This is a genomic window from Nostoc foliaceum FACHB-393, assembly GCF_014698505.1.
In the GTDB taxonomy this organism is placed as follows: domain Bacteria; phylum Cyanobacteriota; class Cyanobacteriia; order Cyanobacteriales; family Nostocaceae; genus Nostoc; species Nostoc foliaceum_A.
Genome location: NZ_JACJTD010000053.1, coordinates 1 through 19,568, shown reverse-complemented (window position 1 = coordinate 19,568; position 19,568 = coordinate 1). Strand labels below are relative to the sequence as shown.

19 protein-coding genes are annotated in these 19,568 nt (G+C 43.6%); 5 read left to right on the top strand and 14 right to left on the bottom strand.

Annotated features, from left to right (window positions below; all coding sequences use genetic code 11):
* Positions 1 to 29 precede the first annotated feature (29 nt).
* Positions 30 to 824: an LmeA family phospholipid-binding protein gene (locus H6G92_RS29380; RefSeq protein ID WP_190899135.1), complete on the top strand. Its 795-nt coding sequence runs from the start codon at positions 30 to 32 to the stop codon at positions 822 to 824.
* 147 nt (positions 825 to 971) lie between these two features.
* On the opposite strand, the gene H6G92_RS29375 is transcribed toward H6G92_RS29380, so the two are convergent.
* The 8 genes from H6G92_RS29375 to H6G92_RS29340 all read right to left on the bottom strand — a co-directional run bounded on the left by H6G92_RS29375 (position 972) and on the right by H6G92_RS29340 (position 10,543).
* Positions 972 to 2,363: a UDP-glucose dehydrogenase family protein gene (locus tag H6G92_RS29375; RefSeq protein WP_190899078.1), complete on the bottom strand. Its 1,392-nt coding sequence runs from the start codon at positions 2,361 to 2,363 to the stop codon at positions 972 to 974.
* Between the two features lie 149 nt (positions 2,364 to 2,512).
* Positions 2,513 to 3,463: a UDP-glucuronic acid decarboxylase family protein gene (locus tag H6G92_RS29370; protein ID WP_190899076.1), complete on the bottom strand. Its 951-nt coding sequence runs from the start codon at positions 3,461 to 3,463 to the stop codon at positions 2,513 to 2,515.
* 385 nt (positions 3,464 to 3,848) lie between these two features.
* Complete coding sequence (locus H6G92_RS29365; RefSeq protein ID WP_190899073.1) at positions 3,849 to 5,987, bottom strand: cation:proton antiporter domain-containing protein; 2,139 nt, start codon at positions 5,985 to 5,987, stop codon at positions 3,849 to 3,851.
* Positions 5,988 to 6,132: 145 nt separating this feature from the next.
* On the bottom strand, positions 6,133 to 6,789 hold the full coding sequence (locus H6G92_RS29360) for an HAS-barrel domain-containing protein (protein WP_190899133.1): 657 nt from the start codon (positions 6,787 to 6,789) through the stop codon (positions 6,133 to 6,135).
* Between the two features lie 140 nt (positions 6,790 to 6,929).
* Complete coding sequence (locus H6G92_RS29355) at positions 6,930 to 7,127, bottom strand: NAD(P)H dehydrogenase subunit NdhS (protein ID WP_190899062.1); 198 nt, start codon at positions 7,125 to 7,127, stop codon at positions 6,930 to 6,932.
* An 88-nt stretch (positions 7,128 to 7,215) separates the two neighbouring features.
* Entirely contained in the window at positions 7,216 to 8,529 is a 1,314-nt protein-coding gene (gene rodA / locus H6G92_RS29350; RefSeq protein ID WP_190899051.1) for a rod shape-determining protein RodA, read from the bottom strand.
* 167 nt (positions 8,530 to 8,696) lie between these two features.
* Complete coding sequence (locus tag H6G92_RS29345) at positions 8,697 to 9,767, bottom strand: Mrp/NBP35 family ATP-binding protein (RefSeq protein WP_190899050.1); 1,071 nt, start codon at positions 9,765 to 9,767, stop codon at positions 8,697 to 8,699.
* Between the two features lie 251 nt (positions 9,768 to 10,018).
* Positions 10,019 to 10,543: an SRPBCC family protein gene (locus tag H6G92_RS29340; RefSeq protein WP_190899049.1), complete on the bottom strand. Its 525-nt coding sequence runs from the start codon at positions 10,541 to 10,543 to the stop codon at positions 10,019 to 10,021.
* A gap of 514 nt (positions 10,544 to 11,057) precedes the next feature.
* Here H6G92_RS29340 and hemF point away from each other — a divergent pair.
* Positions 11,058 to 12,101, top strand: coding sequence for an oxygen-dependent coproporphyrinogen oxidase (hemF, locus tag H6G92_RS29335; RefSeq protein WP_190899048.1), 1,044 nt, complete (start codon positions 11,058 to 11,060; stop codon positions 12,099 to 12,101).
* A gap of 3 nt (positions 12,102 to 12,104) precedes the next feature.
* On the opposite strand, the gene H6G92_RS40520 is transcribed toward hemF, so the two are convergent.
* Entirely contained in the window at positions 12,105 to 12,236 is a 132-nt protein-coding gene (locus H6G92_RS40520) for a hypothetical protein (RefSeq protein WP_277926789.1), read from the bottom strand.
* A gap of 178 nt (positions 12,237 to 12,414) precedes the next feature.
* Here H6G92_RS40520 and H6G92_RS29330 point away from each other — a divergent pair, with 178 nt between their 5' ends.
* Positions 12,415 to 12,783, top strand: a complete 369-nt coding sequence (locus H6G92_RS29330; RefSeq protein WP_190899047.1) for an STAS domain-containing protein — start codon at positions 12,415 to 12,417, stop codon at positions 12,781 to 12,783.
* A gap of 63 nt (positions 12,784 to 12,846) precedes the next feature.
* Here H6G92_RS29330 and H6G92_RS29325 read toward each other — a convergent pair whose 3' ends face one another.
* Positions 12,847 to 13,440: a chromophore lyase CpcT/CpeT gene (locus tag H6G92_RS29325; RefSeq protein ID WP_190899046.1), complete on the bottom strand. Its 594-nt coding sequence runs from the start codon at positions 13,438 to 13,440 to the stop codon at positions 12,847 to 12,849.
* 204 nt (positions 13,441 to 13,644) lie between these two features.
* On the opposite strand from H6G92_RS29325, the gene psb29 reads away from it, so the two are divergent.
* Positions 13,645 to 14,352 carry a photosystem II biogenesis protein Psp29 gene (psb29, locus tag H6G92_RS29320; RefSeq protein WP_190899045.1) on the top strand — a complete coding sequence of 236 codons (708 nt, stop codon included), beginning with the start codon at positions 13,645 to 13,647 and terminating at the stop codon, positions 14,350 to 14,352.
* Positions 14,353 to 14,427: 75 nt separating this feature from the next.
* Here the strand turns inward: psb29 and H6G92_RS29315 are convergent, their stop codons facing one another.
* From H6G92_RS29315 to H6G92_RS29300, 4 genes are all read right to left on the bottom strand, one after another.
* Positions 14,428 to 14,790 (bottom strand): phage holin family protein, encoded by a 363-nt coding sequence (locus tag H6G92_RS29315; protein ID WP_190899043.1) that lies wholly within the window; start codon positions 14,788 to 14,790, stop codon positions 14,428 to 14,430.
* 240 nt (positions 14,791 to 15,030) lie between these two features.
* Complete coding sequence (locus H6G92_RS29310; RefSeq protein WP_190899041.1) at positions 15,031 to 15,729, bottom strand: ExbD/TolR family protein; 699 nt, start codon at positions 15,727 to 15,729, stop codon at positions 15,031 to 15,033.
* A 41-nt stretch (positions 15,730 to 15,770) separates the two neighbouring features.
* The gene (locus tag H6G92_RS29305) at positions 15,771 to 16,499 is read right to left on the bottom strand and encodes a MotA/TolQ/ExbB proton channel family protein (protein ID WP_190899039.1); all 729 of its coding nucleotides are present in this window, start codon (positions 16,497 to 16,499) and stop codon (positions 15,771 to 15,773) included.
* A gap of 157 nt (positions 16,500 to 16,656) precedes the next feature.
* Positions 16,657 to 18,834: an ATP-binding protein gene (locus H6G92_RS29300; RefSeq protein ID WP_390625396.1), complete on the bottom strand. Its 2,178-nt coding sequence runs from the start codon at positions 18,832 to 18,834 to the stop codon at positions 16,657 to 16,659.
* Positions 18,835 to 19,127: 293 nt separating this feature from the next.
* Here H6G92_RS29300 and H6G92_RS29295 point away from each other — a divergent pair, with 293 nt between their 5' ends.
* The gene (locus H6G92_RS29295) at positions 19,128 to 19,445 is read left to right on the top strand and encodes a YkvA family protein (protein ID WP_190899036.1); all 318 of its coding nucleotides are present in this window, start codon (positions 19,128 to 19,130) and stop codon (positions 19,443 to 19,445) included.
* The last annotated feature ends 123 nt before the right edge of the window (positions 19,446 to 19,568 follow it).

Here is a 19,568-nt window from a genome sequence, read left to right as displayed (position 1 = left end):
ATAAAGAACTTCTAGAGACTAAAAACCACATGTTCGGCGGACTTACTGGTTTACAAGATCCTAAAGGCACTGATTGGGGAGAGCGGATGCTCAATACGGTCGCCAGCCAAACGATTCGCCACCTGTTTACGCAAAGCGAGTCAGTAGAAGTCTTTGTGCGCTGCTATCCCTCCAGCAAACTGTTGCAAGGCAGCATTGATAGCTTCAAAATGAGCGGTCGTGGCTTGGTGATTCGGAGAGATTTTGCGGTTGAGGAGATGTCTTTTGAAACCGATGCGGTGGCAATTGACTTCGGCTCGGTTTTAAGTGGCAAACTTAGTCTTAAGCAACCGACTCAAGCGATCGCTCAAGTAATTTTATCAGAAGCGGGCATAAACCAAGCCTTTAATGCGGAACTGGTGAAAAAGCGCCTGCTTAACCTCACCGTACCATCACTGACGGCATTATCTGGCGGTGAACCAGTCTCCTTTACGGAAGTCCAGGTACAGCTATTGCCAGAAAATCGCTTACAGCTTGTAGCAAAAGCGGATTTAAATAATGGCGAACTTGTACCCCTGAGCATGATCCTAACTATAGGCATTGAAAGGCGGCGGCGGGTTTCTTTCAAAGATCCAAAAATCGAACTTGATCAAGTACCAGAAGCACAACGGGAAATCTCGCAAACCTTAAGCGTGGCACTGGTAGAAATTTTAGATAATATGGTCGATTTGGATCGTTTTGACCTTGATGGAGTGAAAATGCGGCTCAACCGATTAGAAACTGAAGGTCAAAAACTTATTTTCAGTGGATATGCTGAAATCGAACGTATTCCACATAGCGCTTGATATAGTGTCACGCAAAAAAGCAAGGTAAAGTTAAAACAAATTAAATACCGCCTAGATCACTCTGGACGGTACTGTAAATTTTTAAGTTTTGAACGGAGTTAGGAGTTATTGATTATTCCTAGCTCCTAACTCCTAACTCCTAAATATCTATCTTCCCACGCCTACATATTGGAATCCAGCCCGGATCATTGCTTCGGGGTCGAGGAAGTTACGACCGTCGATGATAACGGGGTGGGCCATCAATTTTGCCATCTTCACATAGTCAAGAGTGCTGAACTGCTTCCATTCGGTCACGAGTACTAAAGCATCGCAGCCATCAGCTAGTCTTTCAGCATCGGTTTCTACTAACACTCCAGAAAGACCATGACGCATACCTGTTTGGGAAATAATGGGGTCGTAGGCTTTGACTTTGGCTCCCAGTCGGTTTAGCTGCTCAATTAGGATGAGTGCTGGGGCATCGCGCAAGTCGTCGGTATCTGGTTTGAAAGTCAGTCCGAGTAGTCCGACTGTTTTGCCTTTGAGAATTTTCAGAACTTGTTGGAGTTTCTCCAAAGCAATCAATCGCTGACGTTCGTTGACACTGACAGCAGCTTTCATTAGCTGGGCTTCATAGCCATAATCATCAGCAGTGTGAATTAGGGCGGAGACATCTTTGGGAAAGCAAGAACCGCCCCAACCAATACCAGCTTGTAAAAACTTGTTACCAATGCGGGAGTCTAGACCAATACCTCTGGCTACTTGCGTGACATCAGCACCGACGCGATCGCAAATATTAGCAACTTCGTTAATAAAACTAATCTTAGTGGCTAAAAAGGCATTAGCGGCATATTTGATCATCTCCGCCGAACTCAGGTCTGTCGCCAGAATTGGCACAGGAGGTAAAGATTGATCATCAGCGTACTTGCGTTCCACAATTGGGGCATACAGTTGTTGCATTAAAGCTACTGCTTTTTGACTATTGCCTCCTAGTACAATGCGATCGGGGTTGAAGGTATCGTGAACTGCCGAACCTTCGCGCAAAAACTCTGGATTGCTCACCACATCAAACTCGGCTACAAACTCAGGTAATTTATCATCACTCGACACCCCACCTGCGGGTACCAATGTTTTCTGACGTTCAGCAACACCATCTAGAACAAGCATCCGCACCCAGTCACCTGAGCCAATGGGTACGGTAGATTTATTCACTATGACTTTATAACCACCGTTGAGATTTTCGCCAATCCCACGAGCTACAGCTTCAACATAACGAGTATCACTTTCACCAGTGGGTAAAGGTGGCGTTCCCACAGCAATAAACAGAATTTCTCCGTGGGAAACTCCAGCAGCGAGATCACTAGTAAAATGAATCTTCTCTGTTTGAATGGCAGACTGCATAATTTCTGAGAGTCCCGGTTCAAAAATTGGGGACTGCCCAGACTTCATTAACTTAACTTTTTCTTCGTTGTTGTCTACGCAAATGACATCATGCCCAATATGAGCCAAGCAAGCACCTGTAACTAAACCAACGTAACCAGTACCAATAACGCAAACACGCATTTTTTAACTCCTCACTTTTTTAGGGGTTAGTCTTCAAAAAGAAGTCTGAATATGACACTTAGACACTGACATAAAACTCAGCCACCAAGCATACTAGCTACCGATAGGGTAAAGCCTGCATGAAAATTCAGAGCGACGCTAGGTGCCACTCAGGTGGTTGAATTATTGACATCGCTTTGAATGCGATCGCGAAAATCTTCTATTGTTAGTTTTAACCCCTCTTGCAGAGGAATGGTTGGTTCCCAATTTAACCAAGTTTTTGCCTTTGTAATATCAGGCTGGCGACGGCGGGGGTCGTCCGAAGGTAGTGCCTCGAACTTAATCTGCGCGTCTGGGTTGATCATATTTTGCACAGCTTGTGCCAATTGTAAAATCGTGTATTCACCAGGATTGCCCAAATTTACTGGGCCAATGTAGTCGCCATTCATTAGACGGATGAATCCTTCTACCAAATCGGAAACGTAGCAGAAACTACGAGTTTGCGAACCATCCCCATACACGGTTAAAGGATTACCCCGCAAGGCTTGAACAATAAAGTTGCTCACCACCCGACCATCGTTTTCTAACATTCTTGGGCCGTAGGTGTTAAATATCCGAACAACTCGAATATCAACTTTATTTTGCCTGTAATAATCGAATGCTAGAGTCTCAGCAATTCTTTTTCCTTCGTCGTAACATGAACGTATCCCAATGGGATTAACGCTACCCCTATACTCTTCAGTTTGGGGATGAACTTCTGGATCACCGTATACTTCACTAGTTGAAGCCAAGAAAAACCTAGCTTTTACCCGTTTAGCCAGCCCCAACATATTCAGTGTTCCCATCACGTTAGTTTTAACGGTTTTAACTGGGTTGTACTGGTAATGTACTGGTGAAGCAGGACAAGCTAAATGATAAATTTGATCAACTTCCAACCGAATTGGTTCGGTAATATCGTGGCGTATCAGTTCAAAGTACGGATTATCTAACCATTTAAGGATGTTCCGTTTGTGACCAGTGTAAAAATTATCCAAGCATATTACTTCATGCCCATCGGTCATTAGTCGGTCGATGAGATGGGAACCAATAAACCCAGCACCACCCGTCACCAAAATTCTCATAGTTTCCCAGTTAGTTACAGATATTTTCAGTAGCTATTGCACTTATCTTTTAGATTACCCAGCTTGGGGACAAAAATACAGAACGAAAAACTAACAAGGCTTAATCAAAAAGTGTTCTTGAACTTACCTATTATTCTACGGTTGTACTTTTGTGATATTTTTACCTACTTTCCTTAACAATTTAACTAGCAAAATAACAAACATTGTCTAAAAATTGTCAGTCTTCCATCTAAGTTCATCAAATCTTCAACAATATAAAGTGTTTTTACAGTTACGACTGTTTTCAGCACCTACGCTGATTCATTTGTTGCAAAGTTTATTGCCAGTTCTATGGCTACGCCAAGGCAGCCTAAGCTCAGGTGAGTTGACTAAAGTATGCCTCATATCATACAGCAGATGTAATGCCAGTAACCGTGTTAGACATAACTACATTTGTGGTTTGAGTCCGTTGCGGTTCTCCAAGCATGACAATAGAGCAGGTAAGTTGTCTGGCTAACTGGGTTGTGACATCGCTAATGGCTAACCCTCCAGGACTGGTACGATTACGTATAAAAGGTAAAACTACTAAATCATATAATCGTGCTGCTTGCAAAATTGCTTGAGCAACATTTTCATGAGCGATAATTTGAATTTCTGGGGCATTGTTCAAAGCTAATTTAGATACTAGTAGGGAAAGATGCGATCGCCTCCAAGCAATTTTACTGGAACTAGTGCGGCGATCGCATACATTCAGCACAGTAATGTGGCTCTGATTTGCCTCTGCCAACATCTGGGCAAATTGCACAGGCTGTAATGTAGGAGCTGTTAAATTTTCTATTGGTACTAAGATGCGCTGAATTTTTTTCGGTGATTCTACTAGACGTGTCACCGCTACTGGACAATGGGATGCCCAAAGCACACCATCAATCACATTCCCAAATAAACGCGCTCGCAACCCAGTCCGTTTACCCCAACCCATAACAATTAAATTAGCTTTTTGTTCACGAGCGGCTCTGCTAATTCCTTGAGCAAAGGCATCATCAATTCGCAGCACTGGTTCTGCCGCTACGCCTAATACTCGACTTTGTGCTGTAGCTTTGGTTAATAACCGCTCACTCCGTTGTAGAGAGGCTTCTAACTGGGGTGTATCCATCTGAGCAGCAGCATTAGCGATCGCAAGCGGTATAATTTTTCCCTTAGATTGACGCGCTAATAACGCCGCCATTTCAATCAAATACTGCTCGGTCTGAGGATTATAGACAGGTACGACTATAGTAAAAGCACTGTTTGTCTCTGGTGCGTTTTGATCGGGTAGGGGCGGTGCTGAATCTTCGGCTGGTGAGGAATTCAATCCAACAGCTATTCGACTAGTTATCAACGGCCCCAAGGTTGATGTGACAACCATTAAGACAATGACGCTGTGTAACACTTCTAGTGGCAGCAACCCTGCCCGATATCCCACTAGCGTTGCTGCTAACGTTGTACCAACCTGGGGAAGTGATAGCGACCACATGGTTAGCATTTCTTGCCAGTTATAGCGGTAAACCAATTTTGTGAACAAAGCTGCAATTAATTTACTGACAATCAAACCGACTATCATTAACAGCGTTAACTTGAATGTGTCCAGGTTGTTCACAAAAGCAGGCAAATTGATCAGCAAACCAAGATCAACAAAGAAAATGGGAATGAATAGCACACTGCCAATAAATACCACCTTTTCTTTGACTGGGCCTTCACCTACAGCTTCATTAACTGCCAAACCCGCTAAAAAGGCACCAACAATTTTTTCTACCCCAATCAATTGAGCGCCCACAGCTGCCAGAAAGACAGAAAGCAACACAAACAAAAACTTGTTTCCTTCGTCGTCTCCAGACCGTTTGAAAAATTCTTTGCCTGCCCAATCAAAGCCTGTGACAACGGCAACAGAGTAAATAGTTAACCAACCCGACAAGGTGAGTAGTTTAGCAAAGCTGAATGCTCCAGCATGAGTAACAGCTACACAGATGGCTAAAATTAGTACTGCGCCAATATCTGTAAAAATCGTAGCTCCAATAGTGACAGTAACAGCTTCGTTGTTTACCACTCCCAAACGGCTGATTATGGGATATGCCAAAAGGGTATAGGAAGCGAATAAAGAGCCAATTAATATTGATGTATTCCAGCCATAGCCTAAAATCAGCCCTACTAAGGTTCCTACCACCAGGGGTACACTGAAAGTCAAGCTAGCAAAGCCAAAGGCACGACTTTTTTGCTGGCGAAACTTTTCTAGATCAACTTCTAGCCCGGCGACAAACAGCAAGTAAATTAACCCAATATCTGATAGCAGGTTAATCATCGGTGAGTCAGACTGAAATAGATTCCAGCCTGAGGGCCCAAGTACTAGCCCTGAGAAAACCAAACCCACTAATCCTGGTAATCTTAGCCGCTCAAATATGATCGGTATAACTAAGATGACCACCAGCAAAATAGCAAAGGGAACAATTGGTTCCTTGCCAAGAACTTGGGAAGTTGGTTCCAGAGCAAGAACTTGTGATATGAGTTCCATAGGTAGGAATTGAAGGGGCTATGGTAAAACTGCGATTACCTTGGGGGCGATCGCTTGATCGATATAAATAAATGGAGAAGCCACCTGACGAGAAATCAAATATCTTAACTTACACTAACTAGGCAATTGTCTCAGAACTAACTACCTACGGATGGATTTGACTCAAAATGAACCGCAGGCGATCGTAGTCGTCTTTAAGTAGCACGCTCAGGCTACGTCCAGCTTTAATTAGCCACTCTCGGTCAGCTTTGCGTAACTGGTATACATCTCGTATGGCGGCTGCGGTCAAAGACTCTACTGGCGCACCGTTAATACAAAGGAGTGTCCGCAAAAAATCTAGTTCTTCTGTAAATTTAATGATAGCTTCTGGTTCACACCGATAAACAGCTTGATGAATTTGCGGGGGACGGGGTGGTAGATACTGATATACTCTTTGGTTATAACTTTGATTTTGCGAAGATAGTTCAAATCCAACGATCGCAGCTCGGAATTCTGTTCTCAGCATGGCAAATATCTGAGGTTGTTCCTCGCGTAAGTCTTGTAATGACAACCCCAAAGCTCTGGCCCGGTGTACTGAATCTATCGGCATAGTTGTGGCATAATATACCACGGCATAAACTTGATTGCCAGATTCTTCATCCACAGAACAGACCCAACTACCAAAGGGTGGCATGGAGGGAAAGCTCAAATCTTCTGGTTCCAAACACTGAGCTAAAAATTCTGTACTTGTAGTCTCAATCACCTCCGCAATGTGGTTGGGATGGCGATCGCCAGTAGCAAACTGTGGTAGAGGGAGGCGCATGGGAGTGCTGAGTTTGGAGTTAAGAGTTAGGAGTGATGAGTTAAGAGTTAAGAGTGAGGAGTGATGAGTTGAAGAATCATAATTCCTAACTCCTAACTTCTCACTCCTAACTAATCTCACTCCTAACTGCTAACTAAATATTATTTGGCTTTTTTACGTCCGGCTGTGGTCTCTACGAGTTCCAATTCACTCAGACGGAAGGTAACTAATTTATCCCAGTTACCACCTTCAAATAATACGGCTACTTTGCCATCACTCACCCGTTGTACGAGTCCTTCGTAGCGATAATAGGTATCTGCGGGATTATTGACGCGAACAGTTGCTCCAGGCAGAATCATGTTTTTAGCCTCGCTTGTTTCCTTTTAATAGCTTAATACTTCTTATTAGTCATTAGTCCTTGGGGAAGTGCAAATGACAAATGACGAATCAATAATACTTCTGTCTTTGCCGAAAATTTGCTACCGATTCTACTATTCCCAAGGAAATGAAATTAGTCAGCATAGCAGAACGCCCATAACTCATCCAAGGTAGGGGAATTCCTGCCACGGGCGCTAAACCAACAGTCATGCCAACGTTGACAATCAGCTGAAACACAATCATGGACAAAACGCCAATAGCCAACAAGGAACCAAAGTTATCTTTGGCGGTTTGGGCAACATGCAGTAGACGGAAGCAAATTAAGCAGAAGACAAACAGCACTACCAAACAACCGACAAAACCAAATTCTTCCCCCACTGCGGAGAAAATAAAGTCTGTATGCTGTTCCGGTACGAAATTCAGTTGCGTCATTGGCCCCTTGAAAAGACCCCATCCCCAAATTTCACCAGCACCAATAGCAATGCGAGATTGAATTAGGTGATATCCAGCGCCGAGTGGATCGTGATCGGGATTCATGAATACAGTTAGCCGATCTTTTTGATACTCTTTCAAAATATGCTTCCAGGCGAAGACTCCTAATTCGCCACCCAGTATATTTAGAGTCCAGGCACCGATAGTGCCCAAACCAAATCGTCGCCAGGGAAGAGTTTTCCAGCCCACAATAGCCATCGCAACTGACCAAACTATCCCTAATGGGCCAAAAGATAGTTCTTTGAATAAAACTATCGGCTCTGATAAAGGCCAAGATATACTAAACAAAATAGCGGCAACCACAGGAGAAATCATCAGAATTAACCAGCCTGGGTTAGCATTTGCCCAGTAAAGCATTCCTAAAACGATCGCACAAAAAACCATTGATGTTGCTAAATCTGGCTGTAAAAATATTAATCCCCAAGGTATAGCAGTGATGGCCAGAACGCGGAAAACACCCTCAAGGGTAGAAGCAGTGCGCCTGTGTAGCAAAGCAGCTAAGGTGATGATCATGCCGACTTTGGCAAATTCTGAGGGTTGCACGTTAAAGCCGGCGATACTAATCCACCGCTGTGCCCCTTTGGCGCTACTACCAGCAATCATCACTATGATTAAGCTGAAGTTCGTTAGTGCGTATGTTACCCAGTGCCACTGCATCAAAAGTTCGTAACGGATACGAGATAAAAACAGGGCAATAAGCACGCCAATACCCGCTACCATCCAGTGCCACCACCAGTCAGTTACTGGCTGCTTCAGTTCCGTACTGAGAATCATCAGTCCGCCAAAGATACTGACAGCAATCGGCAAACAAAAAAGTAGCCAATCTATATGCTGCCAGGGCTTAACCCAAGACTTCCAGCGAATTTTGGGGAGCGATCGTTTTAACAACATGGTGCCAGTTTAGACTTTAGCTTTTAGATTTTATATTTAAGTGTTGGGGTATTAGGCATAGGGCATGGGGCATTGAACAATAATCAATTCCCATCTCCCTTGTCCCTAATCCCAGTCCCTAGTATTCCCACGACATAGCCCAGGAAATAGATAGAAATTAAAATTAATTATGTCAGGGCAGCAACTGATACTTTACCAGCAATAGTAAGAGCGATCGCTGTTAATGCTTTTGCTGAAGCTGAATCTGGATCACCAACCACTATAGGCACACCATTGTCACCACCAACTCGTGTGGAAATCTCTAGCGGTACGCACCCCAACAGTGGTACTCCCAATTCAGCGGCTGTTTTGGAGCCACCACCGGAACCAAATATGTCATACTGCTTATCCGGTTGGTCGGGAGGTATAAAATAGCTCATATTTTCCACGATCCCTAATACCGGGACATTCATCTGCTGGAACATCCGCAATCCCTTGCGAGAATCTAACAGAGCTACGTTTTGCGGCGTGGTGACAATTACGGCCCCTGCCATCGGCACTGCTTGGGTTAAAGTTAACTGAGCATCTCCGGTTCCTGGTGGCATATCTACAATCAAATAATCCAGTTCTCCCCATTGCACTTGATAAAGAAATTGGCGAATTACACCATTGAGCATAGGCCCCCGCCAAATTACTGGCTGATCTCGGTCAATTAGAAAGCCCATTGAAACTAATTTGACACCGTGATTAAAAGCAGGTTCCAGGATGTCGCCTGTTTCAGTTGAGCGCACTACAATTTGGGCATCAGCTAAACCCAGCATAGTGGGATCATTGGGGCCATAGATATCAGCATCTAACAAGCCGACTTTCGCTCCCGTTTGGGCTAGAGCCACTGCTACATTCACCGCTACTGTACTTTTACCAACGCCACCTTTGCCGCTGGAAACAGCAATGATATTTTTCACCCCAGAAATGCCAGTGCGGTCGGGCAAACTTTTTTGTTGTGGTGTTTCTGCAGTCACTTCTATGCTTACATCTGTAACCCCTGGTAGCTTTTTGACAGCTTTCTGACAGTCTTCAACAATAAATTCACGTAAAGGGCAGGCGGGAGTGGTTAACACCAAAGTGAAACTTACCTTACCATCATCAATTTTGACGTTGCGAATCATATTGAGTTCTACCAGACTTTTGCGGAGTTCTGGGTCTTCCACTGGTCGCAATACTTCTAAGACAGATCGGGAATCGAGGACATCGTACATAAAAATTCAAAATTCAAAATGAATAAATACAGTTGTGGAGAACGTCTTAGCTATTAACTGGATGCTTTCTTAAGCAAGGTCAGCTTAGTGTTTTCACTGTTACTGCCGTAATAAAACTTAGCAAATGGCATTATTACCTAATAGAATCTTAACTTTCTTTAGGGATGGGGAACATAAGAAAATAATAGGTAATAGGGAATAATCTCTCCCCTGTTACCTGTTACTTGTACCCTAGCCCTAATCCCCATCAGCTAAAAATCAAAACAACTGTTATTAAGGGATTTTTTCTTCCCAGATACCGCTGGCAACGCCGTCTTTTCTACTGCTTCTACTAAAGACCGTGCTACGCGGTCTGCGTAAGGACGGGATAAAGACCAAATCAAGGGCGATAACCATCCGCGTAGTGTTACAGAATAAGACAAACAAGTACCACAAACTGTTGACTCTACTTGATAAGTTACCCGTTCCTCTATCCCAGGAATCGCCAGTACTCGGATACTCAGCATCTCTTTATGATTGACGCGCTCCACAAAAATGCGGATGGGAATCGGTGAAAAGCGTGTTACAGCATGAAAAATCAATCCTGGTTTTGGTACTAATCCATAGGGCACGTTAGTACTCTTAAGTAGTGGATGCCAGGAAACATCCGTTAAGTCAGCAACTTTTTGCCACAGTTCATCTACAGAAGCAGAACTAATCTCTCGATACGTCCGCACCAGAGAAGCGCAAAACCGACGACGTTTGCGGTGGATGAATTTGGATAACCAACCTTGCATTTTCCTAATCCTCCTCCTCGCTAGACACTTTCTGGTAACTCTGGTATTGTGGGCAACTACGATCAGATCCTAAATTAAAACTTTCTCAAAAACGCCCCAAACATAGCAAGCCTCGATTCGGCGCAGATGCCAACAGCCAACATAATATTACGGCAAAGAAGTTTTGATCAGGCCAGTCAAACCCTTGATACTTCCAGGTTATGACTAAAGTCTAGTGTTTATACCAGAATATTCCAAGTGACATGCTCCACACACTGATTTGGAGTACCAAATGAGCGTGGGGGACAAGGGCGCGAAATCATTAAAATTAACAAAAAAAACTCAGACAACATACAAGCCTATACTCATTTGAGGGAAAATAACTCTAATGATGCCCATCAATCGTATAAATGCTTAACCAGTAAGAAAAAGCGGGTTGGGCAAATAGAGCTTGATTGTTGGCGTGTGTTTCCCCCAAATTTTAAGATAAGAAATTTGTGGCTTTCTGGAAATTGTAATTTAGGTTCGGGAATCTATGTTGACCAACTCGCAAATACCAGCTGTAGCAGCAGAATCATCCAAATCTTTGCCAGCACCTGAGGCTCAGACTAGAGTCAGTCAGTTTATGAAACAGCTGCAAGACGAAATTACCGAATCATTGGCAAAACTAGATGGTGTGGGTAAGTTTCATGAAGATAGTTGGGAACGCCCAGAAGGGGGTGGAGGGCGATCGCGCGTGCTGCGCGAAGGTGCAATATTTGAACAAGCAGGTGTAAATTTTTCTGAAGTTTGGGGTTCCCATTTGCCAGCCTCAATTTTAACCCAACGCCCTGAAGCCGCAGGACATGGCTTTTATGCCACGGGCACTTCAATGGTGTTACATCCTCACAATCCTTACGTGCCCACAGTTCATCTAAATTATCGCTACTTTGAAGCGGGGCCAGTCTGGTGGTTCGGTGGTGGTCTTGACTTGACACCTTATTACCCTTTTGCTGAAGATGCGGCACATTTACACAAGACATTAAAACAGGCTTGTGACAAACACCACCCAGACTATTACCCGGTTTTTAAGCGGTGGTGTGATGAATATTTCTACCTCAAGCATCGTGATGAGACACGCGGTGTAGGCGGTCTGTTTTTTGATTACCAAGATGGTCAAGGTGCTTTATATCGCGGGCCAAATCCCAATGGGGAAGCGGCTATTCATAGCAATCAGGTGGGAACACCAGCAACCCGTAATTGGGAAGATTTGTTTGCCTTTGTGCAAGACTGTGGTAGGGCATTTTTACCAGCCTACGTACCAATTGTAGAACGGCGACATGGGATGGAGTATGGCGATCGCCAACGGAATTTTCAACTCTACCGCCGGGGAAGGTATGTAGAATTTAACTTGGTTTATGACCGAGGCACTATTTTTGGTCTGCAAACTAACGGACGCACTGAATCAATTCTCATGTCTCTACCACCCTTAGTGCGCTGGGAATACGGCTATCAGCCAGAACCTAATTCCCCCGAAGCCGAGTTGTATGAAACCTTTCTTAAGCCTCAAGATTGGAGCAATTGGACACCACCTCAATAAAAACTAGGCATTGGGCATTGGGCATTGGGCATAGAGAATAGAAAAGGGAGACAAGGAAGAGACTTGTTCAATAATTCCCCTTGTCCCCCATGTCCCCTGCTTCCCTGCTCCCCCTGCTTCTTCCCCACTCCCCACTCCCCCACTCCCTCTTTGAATTGCTACTCAGCACTATTTCGGTGAGTTAAACTACTAAAAGTAAGCACTTAGAAGAAAAAAGTGACAATTTTAGCTATAGCTTGTTAATCTCAAGTGACAGCATTAGACAATTCTGTAACTAGTTAATCTTAAAAGGAATGCCACGGGGAGGGCTTTAGTGATTCATATAGACCAAAAAAGTTATACAACCCAAGACGGAAACGCCGTTATTGTCCTGACACCAGCAGGTCGCTTAGACATTACCACTGCTTGGCAATTTCGCCTGAAGTTACAGGAGTGTATTTCCAAACTCAGTCGCCATGTAGTTGTAAATCTGGCTCAGGTAAATTTTATTGATAGTTCTGGTCTTACATCTTTGGTGGCTGGGATGCGTGATGCTGATAAAGTCAAGGGCAGTTTCCGCATCTGCAATGTACATCCAGAAGCCAAACTCGTGTTTGAAGTTACGATGATGGATACTGTCTTTGAAATCTTTGAAACAGAAGAGGAAGCTTTAGAAGGTGTACCTCGCAGCATCGCTAGCTAAAAAAGAATTAGGAGTTAATTCAGAACTCATAATTCATAATTCATGAATCATAAATTTATCTTATCAATATTGATTTCGCTTGGTGTAGCGATAAGGCCCCATAATCGCTCCCCAAGTTGCTTTTCCAGTTGCTGGATCAATTCCTTTGTCGTAGCTGTGAAATTCTGTCGCAGTGGTTTCAAACCCCAAGGAAACATATCGGCTACTGCCAAGATAAGTAAAGCTGCAACGAGCCTCTGGTAGCGGGGTAGCTGTAAACTTATAGCGATCGCAAGCTAGTGTTTCCTGAGCTACTGTTAGGATACAACCTGGTAGTAAATCTAATTGTTCGGGTGTCAGTGTGTCCAGTAGAGCAGGATTATGACCTGCACCTCTTAGTGAACCTGGATCTTGCGGCATGTAGTATTGTACTTCCAGAGATGTGTCATTGCTACCCTGACGCAACCGCATAATTCGCTGGCGGTAAGATTGATCTGGGGTTATAACGTTAGCCTGTTCGGCAAACAGGGTAATGCTATCTTCTGTGAACAGATTAATTGGTCTTTGCCACAGACGGAGATGGACATACCAAATTGGTTCTCCTATGGCTTGTTCCTGATTATCAAATTCACCGGCTAAATACTCACCTAAAGCAATTAACTGTGGCGAGAAGTTCATAAATGGGATCAACAAATTATTAAGGAATCAAATTTTCGGCTAGTTTTTTAGAAGAAAGGGTCTTAATCCCCTGTGGCTACTAGCTTATAAAATACTTCTAATTTGTCTCCATTGTAAATGAAACCGTCACCAGCCAAAAGCTCAACTTGGCAAAGTAGCCTTTAAGCGAGAAAATAAAGATACGTCGCCCTTAACATTTTCTTTGTGAATAACGTCCGTACTGTCTCTGATACAAAACGAACTTTTTACAATCTTCACACCCGTCCGATTAACACTATTTATCGTCGGGTAGTAGAAGAATTGATGGTGGAAATGCATCTGCTGTCAGTAAATATCGATTTTAGCTACAATCCAATTTATGCCTTGGGCGTCGTCACTACCTTTGACCGCTTCATGCAAGGCTATCAACCAGAACGGGATCAAGAATCAATTTTTAACGCCCTATGTCGGGCTATAGAACAAGATCCGCAACATTATCGACAGGATGCTCAAAGACTGCAAACTGTAGCTAAAGGTTTGCCAGTTAAAGATTTAATTGCGTGGCTGGGTCAAACCACTTACTTAGACCGAGATGCTGACTTGCAGGCACAACTGCAAGCGATCGCCAACAATCCTAACTTTAAATACAACCGTTTGTTCGCAATTGGTGTATTTTCGTTATTGGAACAGTCAGATCCTGAATTAGTCAAAGATGAAAAGCAACTCACGGAGGCGCTGAAAGCGATCGCTGCTGGCTTGCACTTATCTGATGACAAACTCAATAAGGATTTGGAGCTATACCGTTCTAACCTAGAAAAAATGGCGCAAGCACTGGTGGTGATGGCAGATATGCTCTCAGCCGATCGCAAAAAACGCGAACAACGTAAACAACAATCAACTACCCCCGTTGCTCCCCCAAGTTCCAACGAATAGTTAGGAGATAGTAGTTAGGAGTTAGGAGTTATTAACAACTCATCACTCCTAACTTCTCACTCCTCACTATTTATTTTAAACACCCAATAATTTGTAGATTATGCTGTTAATTATAGTCAGCGCAAATGCTCCAATAACAGCACTCCAAATCCCGTAACGCAAGCGAAAGCCTTCTACTAACCAAGCAGCAATACTAAAACAAACCACGGCAATCATAAATGTGAAAATGCCGGATAACAAGTCCAATGTGAGTAAATTCGGTACTGCAAAGACAAGGCTTAAAATCGGTCTGACTATTGCCGTCACGATACCAAGCACTGCGGCAGAAAGGAAGGCTTTACCAGGAGTATCAATTTCAACTCCTAAAGGTAATTTACTAATTATCAACAGGCTGATAGCTGTTACTACCCAAACAATTAAAAGCGTCACGATATTCATGCCACAACCCCTGAAACGTGAATGGCAATTGGTGATAAATTACTTCAGTTTATCGATGAAAAAATCTTTAAAGCTCAACCAATTATTTGTAAATTAGCAGAAATTTTGTCGCTAACTGAATTTTGTTTTAGATGTCTTTAGGATTGGGAAAAAGCTTTAGGGGAAGTGGGGAGTAGGGAATGAGGAAGCAGGGGAGGCAAGGGGAGAAATAACCAATACCCCATGCCCCATGCCCCTATCTCATCTTTGAAGAGGAGGTTGGGTTTGCTGAGGTGCTACAGGCGCTTGGGATGCTGGTGGGTTGGAAATACCAGGATTGATAGGACTGATGCCTTGTCCAGTTGGAGGCTGGCTGATGCCAGGAAGAGGTGCGGAATTAGGTGCTAAGGGAAATTTAGGGGCAAGATTACCTTCGGGATTAATGCCGGGAACTGGTGCGGTTGTGGGTAGAGGTGCTGCACCAGGATTGATTGGGAAAGAGGGGATATTTGGCTGGTTAAGTGAGTTTGTGGGTAGTTGAGATGGGCCAGGAATAATTCCTAAAGAAACGCGATCGCCTCCTACTTGCCGTAGCAAATCTAATGTCTCAATCACATCATTATAAGTTGCTGTCCGCGAAGCATTCAACACCACAACAGCACTAGGATTTTGTTGGAGATATTGTTTTAACCTCACTCCCAAATCATCCCGTTTTACAGGCTGTTTTTCTATGTAAGTATTGCCAACGGCATCGATAGTTACAATCAAATTTCCACTTTGTGATGTTATTCCAGATACTGTACTGGGGCTGGCTTTGGGCAAATCAACATTTATTGCCTGTTGGCGCGTAAATTGTAATGCCGCTAACAAAAAAAACGTCAGGATACAAAAAACAACATCAATTAAAGGGATGATTTGAATTTGGACTTCTTCAATCGGGGTATGTAGATTAACTTTCATTTTCTCAATTTAAACGCCTGGATTTGGAGTTGAATTATTGACTAATTAGGTGCATTTGGGGGATCAGGTGGTTCAGAAAACCTAGTCTTTCCTGGCTTGCGGGGTGGAGTGAAATTTTCCCGCACCATTGCTGATGCACTATTACTAAAATCAGGTGGGGACTGGCGGTAGAGCAATTCCATCTCATTCCCTGCCTTACGAAAAACTTTGACTTGGTTGACTACAAAACTTTGAAATAGGCGGTAAAATACCAAACTAATGATGGCAACTATTAGTCCCGCTGCCGTACTAATTAAGGATTCACCAATACCAGTAGTTACCCCAGCGGTAGATTCTGTTCCCAAATCGCCAATCCGAATTGAGCGCAGAGACTGAATTAGACCCAGAACTGTACCTAATAATCCCAGCAGGGGCGCGAGGGCAATCACAGCTTCTAAAAGCTTTTCGCCCCGCCGCATTCCAGCTAATTCATCTTCTGCTGTGGACTCCAATGCTAGTCGAAAGGTTTCTGCATCAGTTTTGGGAAAACGTAAGGGGGCGTAGAGAAAACGCCCGACAGGCTGATGGCTTGCTTGTCTGGCAATATCCGCAGCTATTTGCCAATTATCCTGGGCAGCAACTAGGATGCGATCGACTATTTGCTTTTCCTGAGTCAAAATTCGCAGCCAAAACCACAAACGCTCAAAAATCACACTCAAAGACAGAATCGACAGAACAAGTAAAGGCCACATCGCTGGCCCGCCCTTATAAAACAAATCTAAAATATCCACTGTTTAAGTTTCCTCCCTCCATGACTAGAGCAAATGTGCTTAGGCATTTTAATTCTAGAGATTAATGCAAAATGAGGGACTTCCAAAATATAAATTTACCGAAAACCTAAAAATACAGTGCAAGCATGGCGTATTTGACTTAGACTGCTGGAAAAACTTACTGCTGGGTAGGCAATTGAATGATAAACTCACTTCCTTCACCAAGAGTAGAAAAACATTCCAATTTGCCACCATGTTTTTCGGTGATAATTTGATAGCTAATTGCCATGCCCATGCCCGTTCCTTTGCCTACAGGTTTGGTGGTGAAGAAAGGATTGAAAATGCGGTTTTTAACCTGTTCTGGCATTCCCCCGGCATTATCAGCGATCGCAATTTCCACTGACTGCGAATTGCTCATTGAGGTGCGGATGATAATCTGACTGGGATTTGCCCCCATTTCCTGAACAGTGCGATTGGCGTTTACTTCGTCTAAGGCATCGATCGCATTCACCAGAATATTCATCAAAACTTGATTGAGTTGTCCGGGATAGCATTCTACTTTGGGTAACTTGCCATAATCTCGAATCAATACAATTGCTGGGCGTTCTGGTTTGTCTTTCAGACGGTATTGCAAAATCAACAGCGTACTTTCAATTCCTTCATGAAGGTCAACTGCTTTGAATTCTGCTTCATCTATCCGAGAAAAGTTCCGCAGTGATAACACAATGTTCCGAATCCGATCAGTCCCCATTTTCATAGAAGTTAGCATCTTCTGTAAATCCTCGATCAAAAACTCCAGATCGATTTCTTCAGCTAACGCTTGCACCTCTGGATCATTGCTGGGATGACGTTCTTGGTAAAGCTGGATCATCCTGAGCAAATCTTGAGTGTATTCGTTTAAATAAGTAATATTGCCATGAATAAAGTTTACTGGGTTGTTGATTTCATGGGCCACACCTGCCACCAGTTGACCCAGGCTAGACATCTTTTCACTTTGAACCATTTGGGCTTGAGTGTGCTGCAATTCAGTCAAGGCGGTTTTAAGTTCGGTGGTGCGTTCTTCTACCCTGTCTTCTAACTCTGCTTTACCATTTTCTAGTGCTGTAAAAGATTCGCGCAATTGCCCTGCCATGTGATTAAAGGAGTGAGCAAGTACATTGAGTTCTTGAATGTTTTTGATATCTAAGGTTTGGTCTAAATTGCCTGATGCCATTGCCTGACTGGCTCGGTTCATTTGCAGAATCGGCTGTGTAATCCAACGGGAGGTTAAATAGCCCATGCAGGTTGCTACAGCCAATGCTCCGAGACAGAGCAAAATGGTAGTGCGGCTGTTGGCATTGATTTGTGCCATAAAAACGTGTTCAGGCACACTCACTACTACTAGCCAATCCAATCCATATTGGTCACGCCAGGGGGTGACATTAACAAAAATTGGTTCTCCTTGCCAATTAAGTTGCAGTTTTTTGGATTCGGTGATGGATTCAAAGCCATTGAAGGTTTGTTGAATTTGTTTGGCAATGGACTGAACTGAAGGATCAGGACTGTCGGTGGCTTTTACTCGTCGAATATCTTCCTTGACCAGGGTAAAAGGCTGCTGTGTGCTAGAGTTCGCTATCAGCATCCCATTCCGCTCCAGAATGAAAACCTGTCCAGAGCGGCTAACATCTAAACGCCGTAAAAATTCGCTCAATTTTATTAAATGGATATCTGCTGCAACCATCCCCAGTAATCGATTCTGCGCGTCATAAATGGGATGACCTGCTGAAGCAGCGATGTATGGATGATTGGGATAATTCAAAATATAAATTCGTGACCAGATGGGTTTACCAGCTTTTACGGGTTCGGTATACCAAGTTTCCTTGAAGTTGTCCCAATCAAAAATAGTAGTGACATGGGTGCGATCGCCTTGGTCATCTGTGGCGTAGTTGTAGGCATTTTTCGGAGGCTTGGCGCTCCAATCATCAATCGTCACAGTTTTGCCATCGTAACGGGCGGCTCCTGTGCCTTCACCTGTGGTCAGTCCGATGCCGATGTAGGTAAGGTCATAAGCCTGCATTTGTTTGGAGAAATACTTTCCCACAGTTTTGCGATCGCGCACATCTAATAATCCCATCTGAATAGCATCAGCATTAATCTGGCTTACTTTATGGGGAATAGATAGATAAGAATTTAAATGTTGATCTACTATATTACTAGTTCGCTCCATCAACTGGTCTGCCAAGTCGTTGACAGCTTTCTGTCCATTCTTAAATGACAAATAACCTACTAAACCCACTGCTCCAAATATTTGTAAGACAAAAGGAATAATTAGAACTATCTGTAGTGGGATTTTAGATATGCCAAAGTGATACTTCATCATCAGTAGGTTTCGTCCTGCGTTAGTGCTTCGCCTTCTTAAAAGCAGTTAAATCTCCACTAAAAAGGCGAAACTTGAGATTTATATAGCTAGGATTCCCCTCTAAAATCCACAATCAACATCCATACAATTTATTTGTTGTCAGGGAATTACTAGACTGTTGTGCAGAATCACAGAGTTGGTTTTTGATGACAGATTACGAGTAGCGTCTTCCAGACTAACTAGGGCGGTTATTCCCACCGGGAGTTTTTAAGATAATTTGTCAAAATAAAAGATAACTGGAGGTTCAAAATATGAAATTTTCAATCCAATCACTTTACACTTGGTATCGCAATTTGCTTCGTAACCCCAAGTACCGTTGGTGGGTAATTTTAGGAACGTTAGTTTATTTGGTCAGCCCAATTGATATTGCCCCTGATTTTATACCTGTTGTGGGACAGATTGATGATGTTTTCCTTTTGACCCTGCTAGTTAGTGAAGTATCTGGACTGGTAATTGAAGGCTGGAAAGCTCGTAAGGGTGATGTGGGCACTGAAGCATCTAATAGTACTGAGGCTTCTACCTCCACTGCAAGCACCATTGATGTTGATGCTGTTTCTGTTAAGTATTGACACTCCCCGCTCTAAAGAGACGGGGATTCTTGGTTCTCTGACTCGCCGTTAGGCAGCAGGCTTGCGCCAACGGCCCAAGAGGGCAAATCTCCCCAAGCGTAGCTTCCGGTGTGCCCCACCGTA

Bases quoted from the DNA above. Each gene is read 5' to 3' on its own strand.
- hemF (WP_190899048.1), top strand. From the start codon at position 11,058: ATGTTGACCAACTCGCAAATACCAGCTGTAGCAGCAGAATCATCCAAA.
- H6G92_RS29360 (WP_190899133.1), bottom strand. From the start codon at position 6,789: ATGCGCCTCCCTCTACCACAGTTTGCTACTGGCGATCGCCATCCCAAC.
- H6G92_RS29325 (WP_190899046.1), bottom strand. From the start codon at position 13,440: ATGAACTTCTCGCCACAGTTAATTGCTTTAGGTGAGTATTTAGCCGGT.
- H6G92_RS29380 (WP_190899135.1), top strand. From the start codon at position 30: ATGTTCGGCGGACTTACTGGTTTACAAGATCCTAAAGGCACTGATTGG.
- H6G92_RS29345 (WP_190899050.1), bottom strand. From the start codon at position 9,767: ATGTACGATGTCCTCGATTCCCGATCTGTCTTAGAAGTATTGCGACCA.
- H6G92_RS29340 (WP_190899049.1), bottom strand. From the start codon at position 10,543: ATGCAAGGTTGGTTATCCAAATTCATCCACCGCAAACGTCGTCGGTTT.
- H6G92_RS29295 (WP_190899036.1), top strand. From the start codon at position 19,128: ATGAAATTTTCAATCCAATCACTTTACACTTGGTATCGCAATTTGCTT.
- H6G92_RS29365 (WP_190899073.1), bottom strand. From the start codon at position 5,987: ATGGAACTCATATCACAAGTTCTTGCTCTGGAACCAACTTCCCAAGTT.
- H6G92_RS29315 (WP_190899043.1), bottom strand. From the start codon at position 14,790: ATGAATATCGTGACGCTTTTAATTGTTTGGGTAGTAACAGCTATCAGC.
- H6G92_RS29300 (WP_390625396.1), bottom strand. From the start codon at position 18,834: ATGAAGTATCACTTTGGCATATCTAAAATCCCACTACAGATAGTTCTA.
- H6G92_RS29375 (WP_190899078.1), bottom strand. From the start codon at position 2,363: ATGCGTGTTTGCGTTATTGGTACTGGTTACGTTGGTTTAGTTACAGGT.
- H6G92_RS29310 (WP_190899041.1), bottom strand. From the start codon at position 15,729: ATGAAAGTTAATCTACATACCCCGATTGAAGAAGTCCAAATTCAAATC.
- H6G92_RS29355 (WP_190899062.1), bottom strand. From the start codon at position 7,127: ATGATTCTGCCTGGAGCAACTGTTCGCGTCAATAATCCCGCAGATACC.
- H6G92_RS29370 (WP_190899076.1), bottom strand. From the start codon at position 3,463: ATGAGAATTTTGGTGACGGGTGGTGCTGGGTTTATTGGTTCCCATCTC.
- rodA (WP_190899051.1), bottom strand. From the start codon at position 8,529: ATGTTGTTAAAACGATCGCTCCCCAAAATTCGCTGGAAGTCTTGGGTT.